This is a genomic window from Herbaspirillum sp. GW103 (assembly GCF_000261365.1).
GTDB lineage: Bacteria > Pseudomonadota > Gammaproteobacteria > Burkholderiales > Burkholderiaceae_D > Herbaspirillum.
Window position 1 is genome coordinate 1,684,980 of sequence record NZ_AJVC01000003.1, and the last position, 13,543, is coordinate 1,698,522.

The following is a 13,543-nucleotide window of genomic DNA, read 5'->3' on the forward strand; positions in this document are numbered from 1 at the left end:
TCAAAGCAGAAAAAAACGGTTTGCGTACTTGCGTGGTGCGGATGACAACAAGACAAGCAGGCGCCCAGACGAACAATCGGGGCGGTCCGCAAATGCCTGCCGCCCCTCTTCTTGTATTCCGGGAAAATTGCACCCCGGAACATTGTGTCCGACCAAAAAAGGAAAGATGCCCTTTACCAGCGGCATCCATCCGGTTCGCCCTGCCCGCCGCAAACCTGCGGCGGCGCAGAACACTTCACATTATCGCCTGTTAAGCAGATTTTTACTTCTTCGCAGCGCTGGTGGCGCCGGCGCCCACTCCCTTGAAGTACTTGAAGAACTCCGAGCTCGGATCCACGACCAAGAGATCGTGACGGTTCTTGAAGCTGGCGCGGTAGGCTTCCAGGCTACGGTAGAACTTGTAGAAGTCGGGGTTCTGGCCGAAGGCCTGGGCGTAGATCTGGGACGCCTTGGCGTCACCGGCACCGCGAATCTTTTCGGATTCGCGGTAGGCTTCGGCCAGGATCACCACGCGCTGGCGATCGGCATCGGCACGGATCTTCTCGGACTCGGCCGCACCGGTGGAACGCAGCTCATTGGCCACGCGCACCCGCTCGGACTTCATGCGTTCAAACACCGAATTGTTGATCTGGTCAACGTAGTCCACGCGGCGCAGGCGCACGTCGATGACTTCGACGCCGATCTGCTTGGCTTCGTTGGCCACGCGGGCCTGGATGGCGTCCATGAGGTTGTTGCGCTGGCTGGAGATCACTTCGCGTACGGTGCGCTTGGTGATTTCATCGTTGAGCGCCGCCTTGACGATCTGCGAAAGGCGATCCTGGGTACGACGTTCGTCGGCGTTGAAACTGACGTAATACAGACGCGGATCGACGATGCGCCACTTGACGTAGGCATCAACCAGCACGTTCATCTTTTCGGCGGTGATGAAGCGGTCTGCATCAGGGGTATCGAGCGTCTGGATGCGCTTGTCCACGTACATCACGCTCTGGAACGGTGGCGGCAGCTTGAAGTGCAGGCCGGGTTCGGTGATGACCTGCTTGACTTCACCCAGGGCGAAGACAATGGCCGAGGAGCGCTGATCCACCACGAAGATGGTGGACGACGCCAGCCAGATCGCCACCACGGCGACGATGACGGAGGTAACGAGGCGGCCCATCAGCGCACCTCCCTTTCGCGCGCATCACGGGGATCGCGGTTTCTCGAATCTCGCATCAGCTCGGAAGAATACACGGTGTCGTTTCCTGCAGTCGAAGTGGTGGACGCCGCGCCCGCAGAGGGCTGGACGGTCGCCGAAGCCTGCGCCTTGCCACCGGCCGGGGTCGCTTCGCTGGCGCTTTGCTGGATCAGCTTGTCCAGCGGCAGATACAGCAGGTTGCTGCCGCTCTTGGCATCAACCATGACCTTGGTGGTGTTGGCAAAGATTTGCTGCATGGTTTCCAGGTACATGCGCTCGCGGGTGACCGCCGGCGCCTTGGCGTAGGCTTCTTGCACCTGGGTGAAGCGGGAGGCATCACCTTCTGCATTGGCGACCACGCGGGAGCGGTAGGCCTCGGCTTCTTCCAGCAGGCGCGAGGCGGCGCCGGATGCGCGCGGGATCACGTCATTGGCATAGGCCTGGCCTTCGTTCTTGAGGCGCTCGCGATCCTGACCTGCCTTGACGGCGTCGTCGAAGGCGGCTTGCACCTGTTCAGGCGGTTGCACGCCCTGCATGGTGACGTTGGTGATCTGGACACCGGACTTGTAGCGGTCCAGGATCTGCTGCATGCGCTGGCTCACGTCCAGCGCGACCTTTTCACGGCCTTCATAGAGGACGAAGTCCATCTTGCTGCGACCGACGATTTCACGGATGGCGGTCTCGGCGACCTGGCGTACGGAGTCATCCGGGTCGCGGTTGCTGAACAGCCATTCGGCGGCGTTCTTGAGCTTGTACTGGACGGCGAACTGGATATCGATGATGTTTTCATCATCGGTCAGCATCAGGGATTCCTTGAGCTGCTTGTTGCGCACGTTGCCGCGATAACCGATCTCGGCAGTACGCACCTGGGACATGTTGACGATCTCGTGGCCCTGGATGGGATACGGCCAGCGCCAGTTGAAGCCCGGCAGCGTGGTGTGGCTGTAGCGACCGAAGGTAGTGACCACGGCGGTCTGACCCTCCTGCACGATGAAGAAACCGCTGGCCAGCCAGAGGAAAGCCACGATCACGGCGATGACGCCCACGCCGATGCCGGCACCCTTGACGTCGCCACGATTGAAGCCGCCGCCACCGTTGCCGCCGTCGGATCCGCCACCGCCCTTGCGGCCCAGGAGGCCGGCGATGCGCTGGTTGAAGTCGCGCCAGAGCTGGTCGAGGTCAGGCGGGCCGTCATTGTTGCCGGACGGTTTTTCGGGCCGTTTGTCGCCGTTATTTCCGTTATTCTGATTCTCGCGGTTGTCGTTTTGCGAACCACGTCCCCATTGGGGGTCGTTCAACGAAAACTTGACACCGATTTTCCTGAATAAAGACACAAGCATGCGTTTGCGTTCCGGCTGAAGTAATGGATTAAGAGAATCAAGGAGGAATGCGCGCCAGGAACGTGCAAAAAGCCGTCCCCTCGAACGGCTCAAGCGTGCATGTCTGCGGAATCGACTGGCTCGGAACGGCTGCGACCCCTGGCCTCCAAGGCGGCCTTGAGCGAAGCGGCGATCGCTTCGCGCAGCAGATCCAGGCCAGCACCGGACTTGGCACTGACGAAAACCCGCTGGATTTTACCATACTCGTCATACTCGACCGTCGGTTCCAGACCGGCGGCGTCGATCTTGTTCCAGACCAGGATCTGCGGGACGTGATCTGCGCCGATTTCCTTCAACACCAGGTTGACCTGCTCGATCTGTTCCATCCGTACCGGGCTGGCCGCATCCACCACGTGCAGCAGCAGGTCGGCGTGAATGGTTTCTTCGAGGGTGGCGCGGAAGGCCTCGACCAGTTGGTGAGGCAGTTCGCGGATGAAGCCCACGGTATCCGAAATCACCACGTGCCCGACCTCGCCCAGGTAAACGCGACGGGAAGTCGTGTCCAGCGTGGCGAAGAGCTGGTTGGCGGCATACACCCCAGCCTTGGCAAGGGAATTGAAGATAGTCGACTTGCCGGCATTGGTGTAACCCACCAGCGAGACCGAGAAGGTTTCACTGCGCCCCCGCGCGCGACGCTGCGTGGCATGCTGCCGGCGCAGCTTGGCCAGCACGGCCCGCAAGGCCTTGACACGCTCGCCCAGCAGACGGCGGTCGGTTTCGAGCTGGGTTTCACCGGGTCCGCGCAGACCGATACCCCCCTTTTGCCGCTCCAGGTGAGTCCAGCCGCGGATGAGGCGGGTGGCCAGGTGTTGCAACTGGGCCAGCTCAACCTGCACCTTGCCCTCGTGGCTCTTGGCGCGCTGCGCGAAGATATCGAGAATCAGGCTGGTCCGGTCGAGCACGCGCACCTTCAGCACCCGCTCCAGATTACGCTGCTGGGCCGGTGAAAGAGCGTGATTGAAAATGACCAGTTCGAGCTGGAGGTCGGCAACGGCGTCGGCCACTTCCTGTGCCTTGCCGGTGCCTACGAAAAGCGCGGCATCCGGACTGGCACGGCGACCGGTGATGGTGATCACCGGTTCCGCACCAGCCGATTTTGCCAGAAGGAGGAGCTCATCCAGACTTGCGGCGAAATCGTTCTTGCCGAAGTCCAGGCCGACTAACGCGGCACGCATGTCAAAATGCCCACGGCGTCAAGCCGGCCAGGTAGACCATTATTCGTCGGACGAGGATTCGAGACTGAGATTGACCGCACGTGCAGGCACGACGGTAGAGATGGCGTGTTTGTAAACCATTTGCGTAACGGTGTTACGCAGCAGGACCACGTATTGATCGAAAGACTCCACATGGCCTTGCAGCTTGATGCCGTTGACCAGATAGATAGAGACGGGAACGTGCTCTTTTCTCAATGCGTTCAGGAATGGGTCTTGTAACAATTGCCCTTTGTTGCTCATGGCAGCTCCACGGTGTTGTTGTGATTAGGACTTGGAGGCACTTCAAGGAATATCAAGTGCTTGACCAACTTTATGCTATTCAATTTAAACGATTTTCGCTCCAACGCCAAAAACATTGATCGAATAGCAGGATTTACGATTATTTTTCCTGCCGGATGAAAGGATTCTTGCCCGACTTGAACTCGATACGCAGTGGAGTGCCGACCAGGGAGAAAGTTTCCCGGAAGTGCTTTTCCAGATAGCGTTTGTAATTGTCATCGATGGCTTCCAGCGCATTGCCGTGGATCACCACCACGGGAGGGTTCTGCCCGCCCTGGTGCGCATAGCGCAGCTTGGGACGAATCGAACCCTTGCGGCGCGGCTGCTGGTGTTCCAGCGCCTCTTCCAGCGCGCGCGTCAGGCGCGGCGTGCTCAGCTTGGCCATGGCAGCGGCGTAGGCCGAATCGATGGATTTCATCAGCGGACCGATACCGGTGGACTTGAGTGCCGAGATGAAGTGGAACTTGGCGAAGGAAAGGAAATTCAGTTTGCGCTCCAGATCCATCTTGATCTGGTTGCGCTGATCGCTTTCCATGCCATCCCATTTGTTCACACCGACCACCAGCGCCCTGCCCGACTCCAGCACGAAGCCGGCGATGTGGGCATCCTGCTCGGAGATGTCCTGCTGGGCATCCAGCAACAGCAGCACGACGTTGGCATCTGAAATCGATTTCAGCGTCTTGACCACGGAGAATTTCTCGATGGCCTCGAAGACCTTGCCACGGCGGCGGATGCCGGCGGTATCGATCAGGGTGTAGTGACGGCCTTCGCGCTCGAAGGGAATTTCAATCGAATCGCGCGTGGTACCCGGCATGTCGAAGGCAATCACGCGCTCTTCGCCCAGCAAGGTATTGACCAGGGTCGACTTGCCCACGTTGGGACGACCGACGATGGCGATCTTGGTACCGCGCATGGCCGGCTCTTCGGCTTCCGGCTCCTGGGCACGCTGGGCCTCGATCTGATCGAGGGCTTCCTCGACCAGGTCAGCCACGCCGTCACCGTGGGCGGCGGAGATCACATAGGGATCGCCCATGCCCAGCTCGTAGAAGTCGGCGGTGACCGAGGTGTACTTCATGCCCTCGGACTTGTTGACCACCAGCAGCACGGAGCGGCCGCACTTGCGCAGGAAGTCGGTGATGGTCTTGTCGTGCGGCGTCAATCCCTGGCGACCGTCGACGATGAACACCACGATATCGGCCTCGACCACTGCCTGCTTGGTCTGCTTGGCCATCTCATACATGATCCCGTCCTTGGCGACGGGTTCGAAGCCACCGGTATCGATCACCAGGAACGGACGTTCGCCGACCCGGCCTTGGCCGTAGTGACGATCGCGCGTCAGGCCGGGCAGGTCCGCCACCAGCGCATCGCGGCTGCGGGTGAGCCTGTTGAACAACGTCGATTTGCCGACGTTGGGACGGCCTACAAGTGCAATTACCGGTTTCATTTCTTTTCTTGGGGGTCGTTCGTCACAGCCACTTATTCGGCAACGACGGAGACCACGGTTCCTGATTTGGTTTGGAAAACGACAGACGAACCGGTCGAAACCGGAGGCGCCTGGATAGCACTGCCGTCGGTAGCCAGACGGGCCACGAAGGCGCCATCTTCCCGCGACAGGAAGTGAATATAACCCTGGAAGTCACCCACCGCCACCGCTTTGCCAATGGCGATCGGGCTGGAGAGCTGGCGGTTCTTCAGACGGTCGTTGCGCCAGATGACCGCACCGGTATCACGCGCAAACTCGGTCACGGCACCGCCGACATCGGCCGCGTAGACATAGGCATCATCCAGATTGACGCCGACATCGCTGGAAAACTCCTTGATCCAGCGCACATTGCCATTGAGCAAGTCAAAGCAACCGATGCGCCCCTGGTAGGAGGCCGCGCAGATGTCGGTCGCGCCCAGCGCCGGCACACCAGATACATCGGAGATGCGTTCCAGTTCGGTCGTGCCGCGCGGATCGCCGACCGGCACTTCCCAGCGCGGACCGCCATTGTTCAGTGCCAGCGCCGACAGGCGGCCGCCCGGCAGAGCCACGAAGGCGGTCTGCGAAGCAATCACGATGCCCGGCGCATTGCGCAGCGTCAACGACGGCACGTTGCGCTGGACCATCCAGCGCTGGCTGCCATTGTCGGCATCATACGCGGTCACGCGGTTGTCGATGCTGCGAATGACCACCAGCCCCTCACCCACGGCCGGGGCCGACAGTACTTCGCTGGGCGCCTGGGCGCTCCAGGTCGGCTTGCCGGAGCCCGCATCGAAGGCCTGGATACGGCCCTTCTCGCCCACCACCACGACAGTGCTGCCATCGGTGCCGACACCGGCCGTCAGGTCACCCTCGGCACGGCTGCGCCACAGGGTCTGACCATTCTGGGCATTGATGCGTACCACGGTGCCGTCATTGGCGGCAGCAAAGATGCTGCCGGCAGCAAAGGCCGGGCTGAACTGGTAGCTGCCGGACTTGCCGACCGAGACCGTCCAGGCGGACTGGGCGCGCATCTTCTGGGTGAATTCCACCAGCGGCGCCGGCGGATTCGGATCTTTCTTGCTGGAGAACAGCGAGCAGCCGGACAAGGCCACCACGGCGGCCATGGCCGCCACGTTCAGCGCCAGCTTGCCGGCGCGGCGGGATCGAGCAAAGGATGTTGCCTGGGCAGCAGTGGCTGTCACACTACGCATATTCTGTTTCCTCTAAGCGATGGATGGATTCGCGGTGGGATTGCGATTCAATTCGTGGGTTGCACCAGCAACCCCGCGGGTCACCGGTCCGCCGCAGCAGACCGATCACCGGGGCATTCAGTCAGTCGCGCGGGCGCCGGCCTCAGGCCTTGGGCGCTTCGCCGCCAATGGCGTCGAGCTTGATCTGGATCAGCTGGCGCGCCGGATCCTTGGCATCGCTCTTTTCCAACGCCAGCTTGTAGGCGGTACGGGCTTCGTCACGCTTGCCCTGCGCCGCCAGCACATCCCCCTTGCGGTCGGCGATGGCGCCGGCAAACTGGGCCGGATAGTCCCCCGACAAGACCTTCAGCGCTTCATCATAGGCCTTGGCATCAAGCAGTACCCCGGCCAAACGCACGGCGGCGATGGCCTTGTACTCCTTGCCACGGCCATGGTCGATCACCCATTGCAGCTGTTTCTTGGCCGCTTCCATGTCATTGGCATCGAAGGCCGACTTGGCGGCCACCAGCGCGCTCATTTCGGCGTAGGCGGTACCGCTGAACTTGTCCTGAATGTCGGCGGCGGCACGTTGCACCTTGGCATTATCCTTGGCGGCCAGCGACTTCTGCTGCTCTTCGTAGAGCACCGAGGCTTGTGCCGACTGGCGGCCCTGATAGGTGTTCCAGCCGGTCCAGGCGGCGTAGGCGGCCAACACAATGATCAGCGCCCAGGTCACCAGGTTGCCGTACTTCGCCCACCAGGCCTTGATGGAATCAAGCTGTTCTTGTTCTTCGAGATCGTATGCCATGTAACTCTGCGTTTAGATAAGTTGACGGTCGAGGAGGACGGGTCTTCAGGGGTGATAGTGCACGTGGTCGTGATCATGGTCGTGATCGCCCACGATCTGTTCCACGATGTAATCGACCACGCCGTCGAAGGCCATGTTGCTCTGATTGGCACGCCCTTCCTCGGCATTGCCTTCGCGCATGTGCTTGACGGTGGCGGTCCCGGCCTTGAGCTCGTCTTCGCCGATGATCACGGCAAAGGCGGCACCGCTGGCGTCGGCGCGCTTCATCTGCGCCTTGAACGAGCCACCACCATTGGACGATGCGCAATGTAGCACAACATCGAGCCCGGCAGTCCGCAAACGTTCAGCCAGGACAAAAGATTGCAATTGTGCATCCTCGCCTTGATGGACCAGATAGACGTCGCACTGATTCGGTGCGTACTGTTCGCCATTGGCCTTCATCAGCTCCAGCAGGCGTTCCACGCCCATGGCGAAGCCGCAGGCCGGAGTCGGCTTGCCGCCGAACATTTCGATCAGCGGGTCGTAGCGGCCACCGCCACAGACGGTGCCCTGCGAGCCCAGCTGGTCGGTGACCCACTCGAACACGGTACGGTTGTAATAGTCCATGCCGCGCACCAGGCGCGGATTGATGGTGAAGGGAATGTTGTTGTGGCGCAGGATCTTCTGTACGCCCTCGAAGTGCGCGCGCGATTCTTCACCCAGGTAATCCAGCAGCTTGGGCGCGGCATTCACCATCTCCTGCATGGCCGGATTCTTCGTATCCAGGATGCGCAGCGGGTTGGCGTGCAGGCGACGCTGGGCGTCGGTGTCCAGCAGTTCCTTGTGCTGTTCAAAGTAGGCGATCAGGTCGGCGCGGTGCTTGTTGCGCTCCTCGGCATTGCCGATGGAATTGAGCTCCAGGCGGATGTCGGACAGGCCCAGGTCATCCCAGAGGCGCTGGCACATCATGATCAGCTCGGCATCGATATCCGGACCGCTGAAGCCCACGGCCTCGGCCCCCACCTGGTGGAACTGGCGATAACGACCACGCTGCGGACGCTCGTGACGGAACATCGGGCCGACGTACCAGAGGCGCTTGGGGCCGTCGTAGGTCAGATTGTGTTCAAGGGCGGCACGCACCACACCGGCAGTGTTTTCCGGGCGCAGGGTCAGGTTGTCGCCGTTCATGGAATCGGTGAAGGAATACATCTCCTTCTCAACGATGTCAGTCACCTCGCCCAGGCCGCGCGCGAACAGTGCGGTCGGCTCGACGATGGGCGTGCGGATCTGCTGGAAACCATAGCTCTTGAGCACCGATTGCACGGTGTTCTCGAACAGTTCCCACAACGGTGCGTCGGTCGGCAGGATGTCATTCATGCCTTTGACGCCAACGATTTTTTCGACTTTCTTTTGTTCTGACATACCGAAATCCGGAATTTTGCTTTTTACTTCATTTTTGGAAGCTGGAATATGTCGCATCTTTCGTGCGACGGGCCAGCGCAAGTGTACTGCATGGCCTGGAACACCCTAGGGTGGCCGGCCACGCGGTGATCAGGCATGACTACCCTGACCGTAATGCGATTCGACATATTCCAGCACCACGCTCTGGAATTCCTCGGCGATGCGTTCGCCGCGCAGGGTCATCTTCTTTTCGCCATCGATGAACACCGGGGCCGCCGGCGACTCGCCGGTGCCGGGCAGGCTGATGCCGATGTTGGCGTGCTTGGATTCGCCGGGACCGTTGACGATGCAGCCCATCACGGCCACGTTCATGGCTTCCACGCCGGGATACTTTCCCTTCCACACCGGCATCTGCTCGCGCAGGAAGGTCTGGATCTTGTCCGCCAAGTCCTGGAACACGGTCGAGGTGGTGCGGCCGCAACCCGGGCAGGCGATCACCATCGGGGTGAACTTGCGCAGCCCCATGGTTTGCAGGATTTCCTGGCCGACCACCACTTCCTTGGTGCGGTCGCCACCCGGTTCGGGAGTCAGTGAGATGCGGATGGTGTCGCCGATGCCTTCCTGCAGCAGCACCGACAGCGCAGCCGTGGAGGCGACAATGCCCTTGCTGCCCATGCCCGCCTCGGTCAGGCCCAGGTGCAGCGGATAGTCGCAGCGACGCGCCAGTTCGCGGTAGACCGCGATCAGGTCCTGCACACCGGAGACCTTGCAGGAGAGGATGATCTTGTCGCCTGCCATGCCGAGTTCTTCGGCGCGCTGGGCGTTCTCGATGGCCGAGGTGACCAAGGCTTCATACATCACCGCCTGCGCCGACCAGGGTTCGGCGCGGCCGGCGTTCTCGTCCATGATGCGCGCCAGCAGGGCCTGGTCCAGGCTGCCCCAGTTGACCCCGATGCGCACCGGCTTGTCGTACTTGCAGGCCACTTCGATCATCTGGGCGAACTGGGTATCGCGCTTGGCGCCCTTGCCGACGTTGCCGGGGTTGATCCGATACTTGGAAAGCGCTTGGGCGCACTCCGGATAGTCGGTCAACAGAGTGTGGCCGTTGTAGTGGAAATCACCCACCAGCGGCACGTCCACGCCCATGCGGTCGAGCTGCTCGCGAATGGCCGGCACGGCTGCCGCGGCCTCGGGCGTATTGACGGTCAGGCGCACGATTTCGGAGCCCGCGCGGGCCAGCTCCTTGATCTGGATGGCCGTCCCGATGGCGTCGGCCGTGTCGGTGTTGGTCATGGATTGCACCATCACCGGCGCACCGCCACCCACGATGATCTCGCGCGTCCCGTGGCTGATGACCACGCGGCGGCTGTTGCGGCGGGCCAGCGGCCCGGAGGCGATCGGGAAGGAAGACATGTCAGTCAGTCGGTTCAGTTCAGGTTCAGGCGTGCAACATTGCTGCCGCCCGGGGTTTTCAGGTCCAGCGGCTGGCCGCGCAGCGTCGCGTCGACACCGGCGGCGTTGCCGATGATGAGCGTGGTCGCATCGGAGACGTCGAAGGTCTCGGTGGTGCCGGCCTTGAGCAGACGTGAAATCACGGTGCTCTTGTCAGCACGGCGGATTTCCACCCAGGAATCCTCGCGGAAGGTCAGGCGCAGCAAATCCTTGCTGTTGACGATGTTCAGCCCGCCGGGCACGGTGGTCGAGGCCATCTGTGCCGGCGCGTTTGCCGTCGCTGTCGATGCCGCCGGGGCAGGCATGGAAGCCGGCTCGCTGGCCGCAAGCGTGGACGGCTGCACCGGCTCGGGCTTGGTCGATGCAGGGGGCTGGGCCGCCGGGGCCGGGGATTGTGTGGCCGGCACGGCTTGCTTGACCGGTTCCTCGGCAGGCGCGGGCGTGATGGTCTCAACGCGCGCATTGACCGGCAGCTCGCTGGAGGCGGTCTCCGCACTCTGCGCGTTCTGCGCATCCTGTGCGGTTTCCGGGGCTGTAGCAGCATCCACGTGATGCGACTTGAGGAAGGCCAGCTGAGGCAGCTTGGTCCCCAGCTCGGTCCAGCGTACGGCTGCAGCGCCTGCCAGCAGGGCCACCACCACGACACCGGCGATGATGGGCAAGGCTGAGCTGTTGCCGCGCGTACTCATCATCATGGCCGGCAACGGGCCTTCCGAGAAGGGTGTCGACAGTGAATGCTGAGGCACGATGTGATCGCGCTGCTGCACCGCCGACTCCTGCGGCATGGCCGCCGCCAGGGCATGGCTATCCAGCCCCAGCACCTTGGCATAACTGCGCACGAAACCGCGTGCCACCGCGAGGCCGGGCAGGGCCGCATAGTTGTCGGCCTCGATGGCCTGGATCTGGCGTGGCGCCAGCTTGACCAGGCTGGCCACCTGCTCGACGGACCACCCCTTTTTCTGCCGCGCCGCCGCCAGCGTAGCGCCCGGCAAGACCTGGGCCTGGGACGGTTGACCGGGATCTTGCGGTTGCTGCGACGACATTTCGTTCATTTGTTGATCACTCATCAAATGCTCCACATGGAAAAGCTTTTTTTAGCCGGACCTGGCCGGATTCTTCTGGAGCGTCCCTGCGCGGCGTGCGCCGCGTCCCTCCGGGGAAATTCGACAACTTCAGCACAGCCCGCCCGACCTCGGCAAGACTGGCATTGACTTCAGCAACAACGCGAAAGGGACGTGCGATGGCTGCGCCACAGCGCAACATCGACGCCCCCGTCACCCATTCTGTAAAAAGCGGCAGCTGTGCCCCCGCCGTGGCGGCGAAGGCTGGTACCGCAGGACCAGCAAGGACATGGGACCGCCCTGCCGTCACCCGGAGATCTCCACGATGCGACCGAAGTCGCGGCCGAACTTGGCCTGGTATTCGGCCATTTTCTGCATGCGTTCCTGCACCCGGGTACGATCCTTGACCTCGCCGGCCAGTTGACCGCAGGCGGCATCGATGTCATCGCCACGGGTCTTGCGGATGGTGGTCACGATGCCCGCATCCATGAGGATCTGCGCAAACGCCTTGATGCGCGGATTGTGCGAGCGCTTCAAGCCCGACTCGGGGAAGGGATTGAAGGGAATCAGGTTGAACTTGCAGGGGATGGCGGTCTCGCCTTCCTTCACCAGCGCGACCAGTTCGCGGGCATGGGTGTCGGTGTCGTTGACGCCATCGAGCATGCAGTACTCGAAGGTGATGAAGTCGCGCGGCGCAAATTCCAGATAGCGCTTGCAGGCCAGCATCAGCTCGCGCAGCGGGTGCTTGCGGTTGAGCGGAATGAGCGAGTCGCGCAGCGCATCGTTGGACGCGTGCAGCGAGACGGCCAGCGCCACCGGGCATTCCTGGGAGAGCTTGTCGATCATCGGCACCACGCCGCTGGTGGACAGCGTCACGCGGCGGCGCGACAGGCCATAGGCATTGTCGTCCAGCATCAGGCGCAAGGCCGTCACGGTCGGATCGAAGTTGAGCAGCGGCTCGCCCATACCCATCATCACCACATTGGTGATCTGGCGCTCGCCCTTGGGGCCACCTTCGATGCCCTTGGTCTTGCGCAATTCGAATTCCGCCATCCACAACTGGCCGATGATTTCGGCCACGGTGAGATTGCGATTGAAGCCCTGCTTGCCGGTGGAGCAGAAGCGGCAATTCACGGCACAGCCCGCCTGCGTCGATACGCACAGCGTGCCGCGGTTTTCTTCAGGAATGAACACGGTTTCCACCGCATTGCCCTGGCCCACGTCGACTAGCCACTTGCGTGTGCCGTCGGTGGAGGTATGGTCGCTGATGATGGCCGGCGCACGGACTTCGGCGCGGGTCTTGAGCTTGTCGCGCAGCGATTTGGCCAGATCGGTCATCTGATCGAAATCAGACACGCCGAACTGGTGTATCCAACGCTGCAACTGCTTTGCACGAAACGGCTTCTCACCCAACTCGCCGCAGTAGGCGACGAGTTGCGCGGGATCCATATCCAGCAGATTGGTGAGAGCTGTAGTCATGATGCTTGCGGTCGGGACCAGGACAGAAAGACGTTGCAGGGATTGCGACGCCGGTTTTTGCCCCAGCCCGGAAGACCGATGAAAAACAGGAACAGATTAACGCGAATAAACGTTCAGTGCCGGGAAGAAGTAGCTGATTTCGACCTTGGCGGTTTCTTCAGCGTCCGAACCGTGCACGGCGTTGGCATCGATGGAGTCGGCGAAGTCGGCGCGGATGGTGCCCTTTTCAGCCTTCTTCGGATCGGTCGCGCCCATCAGGTCGCGGTTCTTCAGGATGGCGCCTTCGCCTTCCAGTACCTGGATCATCACCGGGCCGGAGACCATGAAGTCCACCAGATCCTTGAAGAAGGGGCGCTCGCGGTGCACGGCGTAGAAGCCTTCTGCTTCAGCGCGCGACAGTTGTGCCATGCGGGCAGCGATGACCTTCAGGCCAGCGTTTTCGAAACGGGTGTAGATCTGGCCGATCACGTTCTTGGCGACGGCGTCGGGCTTGATAATCGACAGGGTGCGTTCAATTGCCATGAGAAAAACTCCAATAAAAATAATGGCTTAAAGCCAAGAATTGATAATTCAATGAACCTTGTATTTTAGCATGAAACCATCAAATATCATGTCAATTCACCTCCTTTGACGCTGCCTGCGGGCAATGATGCACCACCGCA

The 13,543-nt window shown here is 61.5% G+C and carries 12 protein-coding genes; all 12 read right to left on the bottom strand.

Annotation, left to right across the window (positions count from 1 at the left end; all coding sequences use genetic code 11):
• Positions 1-262 precede the first annotated feature (262 nt).
• The 12 genes from hflC to ndk all read right to left on the bottom strand — a co-directional run bounded on the left by hflC (position 263) and on the right by ndk (position 13,403).
• The gene (gene hflC, locus GWL_RS11035; protein ID WP_008329864.1) at positions 263-1,156 is read right to left on the bottom strand and encodes a protease modulator HflC; all 894 of its coding nucleotides are present in this window, start codon (positions 1,154-1,156) and stop codon (positions 263-265) included.
• A complete protein-coding gene (hflK, locus tag GWL_RS11040; protein ID WP_008329866.1) occupies positions 1,156-2,514 on the bottom strand; it encodes an FtsH protease activity modulator HflK in 1,359 nt (452 codons plus the stop codon). Before hflK ends, hflC begins: the two co-directional genes overlap by 1 nt.
• Positions 2,515-2,603: 89 nt before the next feature.
• Entirely contained in the window at positions 2,604-3,728 is a 1,125-nt protein-coding gene (gene hflX, locus GWL_RS11045) for a GTPase HflX (protein ID WP_008329868.1), read from the bottom strand.
• Between the two features lie 39 nt (positions 3,729-3,767).
• Positions 3,768-4,007, bottom strand: coding sequence for an RNA chaperone Hfq (hfq, locus tag GWL_RS11050; RefSeq protein WP_006463311.1), 240 nt, complete (start codon positions 4,005-4,007; stop codon positions 3,768-3,770).
• Positions 4,008-4,146: 139 nt separating this feature from the next.
• Positions 4,147-5,490, bottom strand: coding sequence for a ribosome biogenesis GTPase Der (gene der, locus GWL_RS11055; RefSeq protein ID WP_008329870.1), 1,344 nt, complete (start codon positions 5,488-5,490; stop codon positions 4,147-4,149).
• Between the two features lie 32 nt (positions 5,491-5,522).
• Positions 5,523-6,722, bottom strand: a complete 1,200-nt coding sequence (bamB, locus tag GWL_RS11060) for an outer membrane protein assembly factor BamB (protein ID WP_008329871.1) — start codon at positions 6,720-6,722, stop codon at positions 5,523-5,525.
• Positions 6,723-6,864: 142 nt separating this feature from the next.
• Complete coding sequence (locus tag GWL_RS11065; protein WP_008329877.1) at positions 6,865-7,509, bottom strand: tetratricopeptide repeat protein; 645 nt, start codon at positions 7,507-7,509, stop codon at positions 6,865-6,867.
• A 45-nt stretch (positions 7,510-7,554) separates the two neighbouring features.
• Positions 7,555-8,910 (bottom strand): histidine--tRNA ligase, encoded by a 1,356-nt coding sequence (gene hisS, locus GWL_RS11070; RefSeq protein WP_034350446.1) that lies wholly within the window; start codon positions 8,908-8,910, stop codon positions 7,555-7,557.
• 129 nt (positions 8,911-9,039) lie between these two features.
• Positions 9,040-10,302, bottom strand: a complete 1,263-nt coding sequence (gene ispG, locus GWL_RS11075) for a flavodoxin-dependent (E)-4-hydroxy-3-methylbut-2-enyl-diphosphate synthase (RefSeq protein ID WP_008329879.1) — start codon at positions 10,300-10,302, stop codon at positions 9,040-9,042.
• Between the two features lie 14 nt (positions 10,303-10,316).
• Positions 10,317-11,408, bottom strand: coding sequence for a helix-turn-helix domain-containing protein (locus GWL_RS11080; RefSeq protein ID WP_008329880.1), 1,092 nt, complete (start codon positions 11,406-11,408; stop codon positions 10,317-10,319).
• 300 nt (positions 11,409-11,708) lie between these two features.
• Positions 11,709-12,881, bottom strand: a complete 1,173-nt coding sequence (gene rlmN, locus GWL_RS11085; RefSeq protein ID WP_008329882.1) for a 23S rRNA (adenine(2503)-C(2))-methyltransferase RlmN — start codon at positions 12,879-12,881, stop codon at positions 11,709-11,711.
• Positions 12,882-12,977: 96 nt separating this feature from the next.
• The gene (gene ndk, locus GWL_RS11090) at positions 12,978-13,403 is read right to left on the bottom strand and encodes a nucleoside-diphosphate kinase (RefSeq protein WP_008329884.1); all 426 of its coding nucleotides are present in this window, start codon (positions 13,401-13,403) and stop codon (positions 12,978-12,980) included.
• Between the last annotated feature and the right edge of the window lie 140 nt (positions 13,404-13,543).

What these genes read in the sequence shown, in the direction of transcription:
- hflC (WP_008329864.1), bottom strand. Translation starts at nt 1,156, where the DNA reads ATGGGCCGCCTCGTTACCTCCGTCATCGTCGCCGTGGTGGCGATCTGG.
- hflK (WP_008329866.1), bottom strand. Translation starts at nt 2,514, where the DNA reads ATGCTTGTGTCTTTATTCAGGAAAATCGGTGTCAAGTTTTCGTTGAAC.
- hflX (WP_008329868.1), bottom strand. Translation starts at nt 3,728, where the DNA reads ATGCGTGCCGCGTTAGTCGGCCTGGACTTCGGCAAGAACGATTTCGCC.
- hfq (WP_006463311.1), bottom strand. Translation starts at nt 4,007, where the DNA reads ATGAGCAACAAAGGGCAATTGTTACAAGACCCATTCCTGAACGCATTG.
- der (WP_008329870.1), bottom strand. Translation starts at nt 5,490, where the DNA reads ATGAAACCGGTAATTGCACTTGTAGGCCGTCCCAACGTCGGCAAATCG.
- bamB (WP_008329871.1), bottom strand. Translation starts at nt 6,722, where the DNA reads ATGCGTAGTGTGACAGCCACTGCTGCCCAGGCAACATCCTTTGCTCGA.
- GWL_RS11065 (WP_008329877.1), bottom strand. Translation starts at nt 7,509, where the DNA reads ATGGCATACGATCTCGAAGAACAAGAACAGCTTGATTCCATCAAGGCC.
- hisS (WP_034350446.1), bottom strand. Translation starts at nt 8,910, where the DNA reads ATGTCAGAACAAAAGAAAGTCGAAAAAATCGTTGGCGTCAAAGGCATG.
- ispG (WP_008329879.1), bottom strand. Translation starts at nt 10,302, where the DNA reads ATGTCTTCCTTCCCGATCGCCTCCGGGCCGCTGGCCCGCCGCAACAGC.
- GWL_RS11080 (WP_008329880.1), bottom strand. Translation starts at nt 11,408, where the DNA reads ATGAGTGATCAACAAATGAACGAAATGTCGTCGCAGCAACCGCAAGAT.
- rlmN (WP_008329882.1), bottom strand. Translation starts at nt 12,881, where the DNA reads ATGACTACAGCTCTCACCAATCTGCTGGATATGGATCCCGCGCAACTC.
- ndk (WP_008329884.1), bottom strand. Translation starts at nt 13,403, where the DNA reads ATGGCAATTGAACGCACCCTGTCGATTATCAAGCCCGACGCCGTCGCC.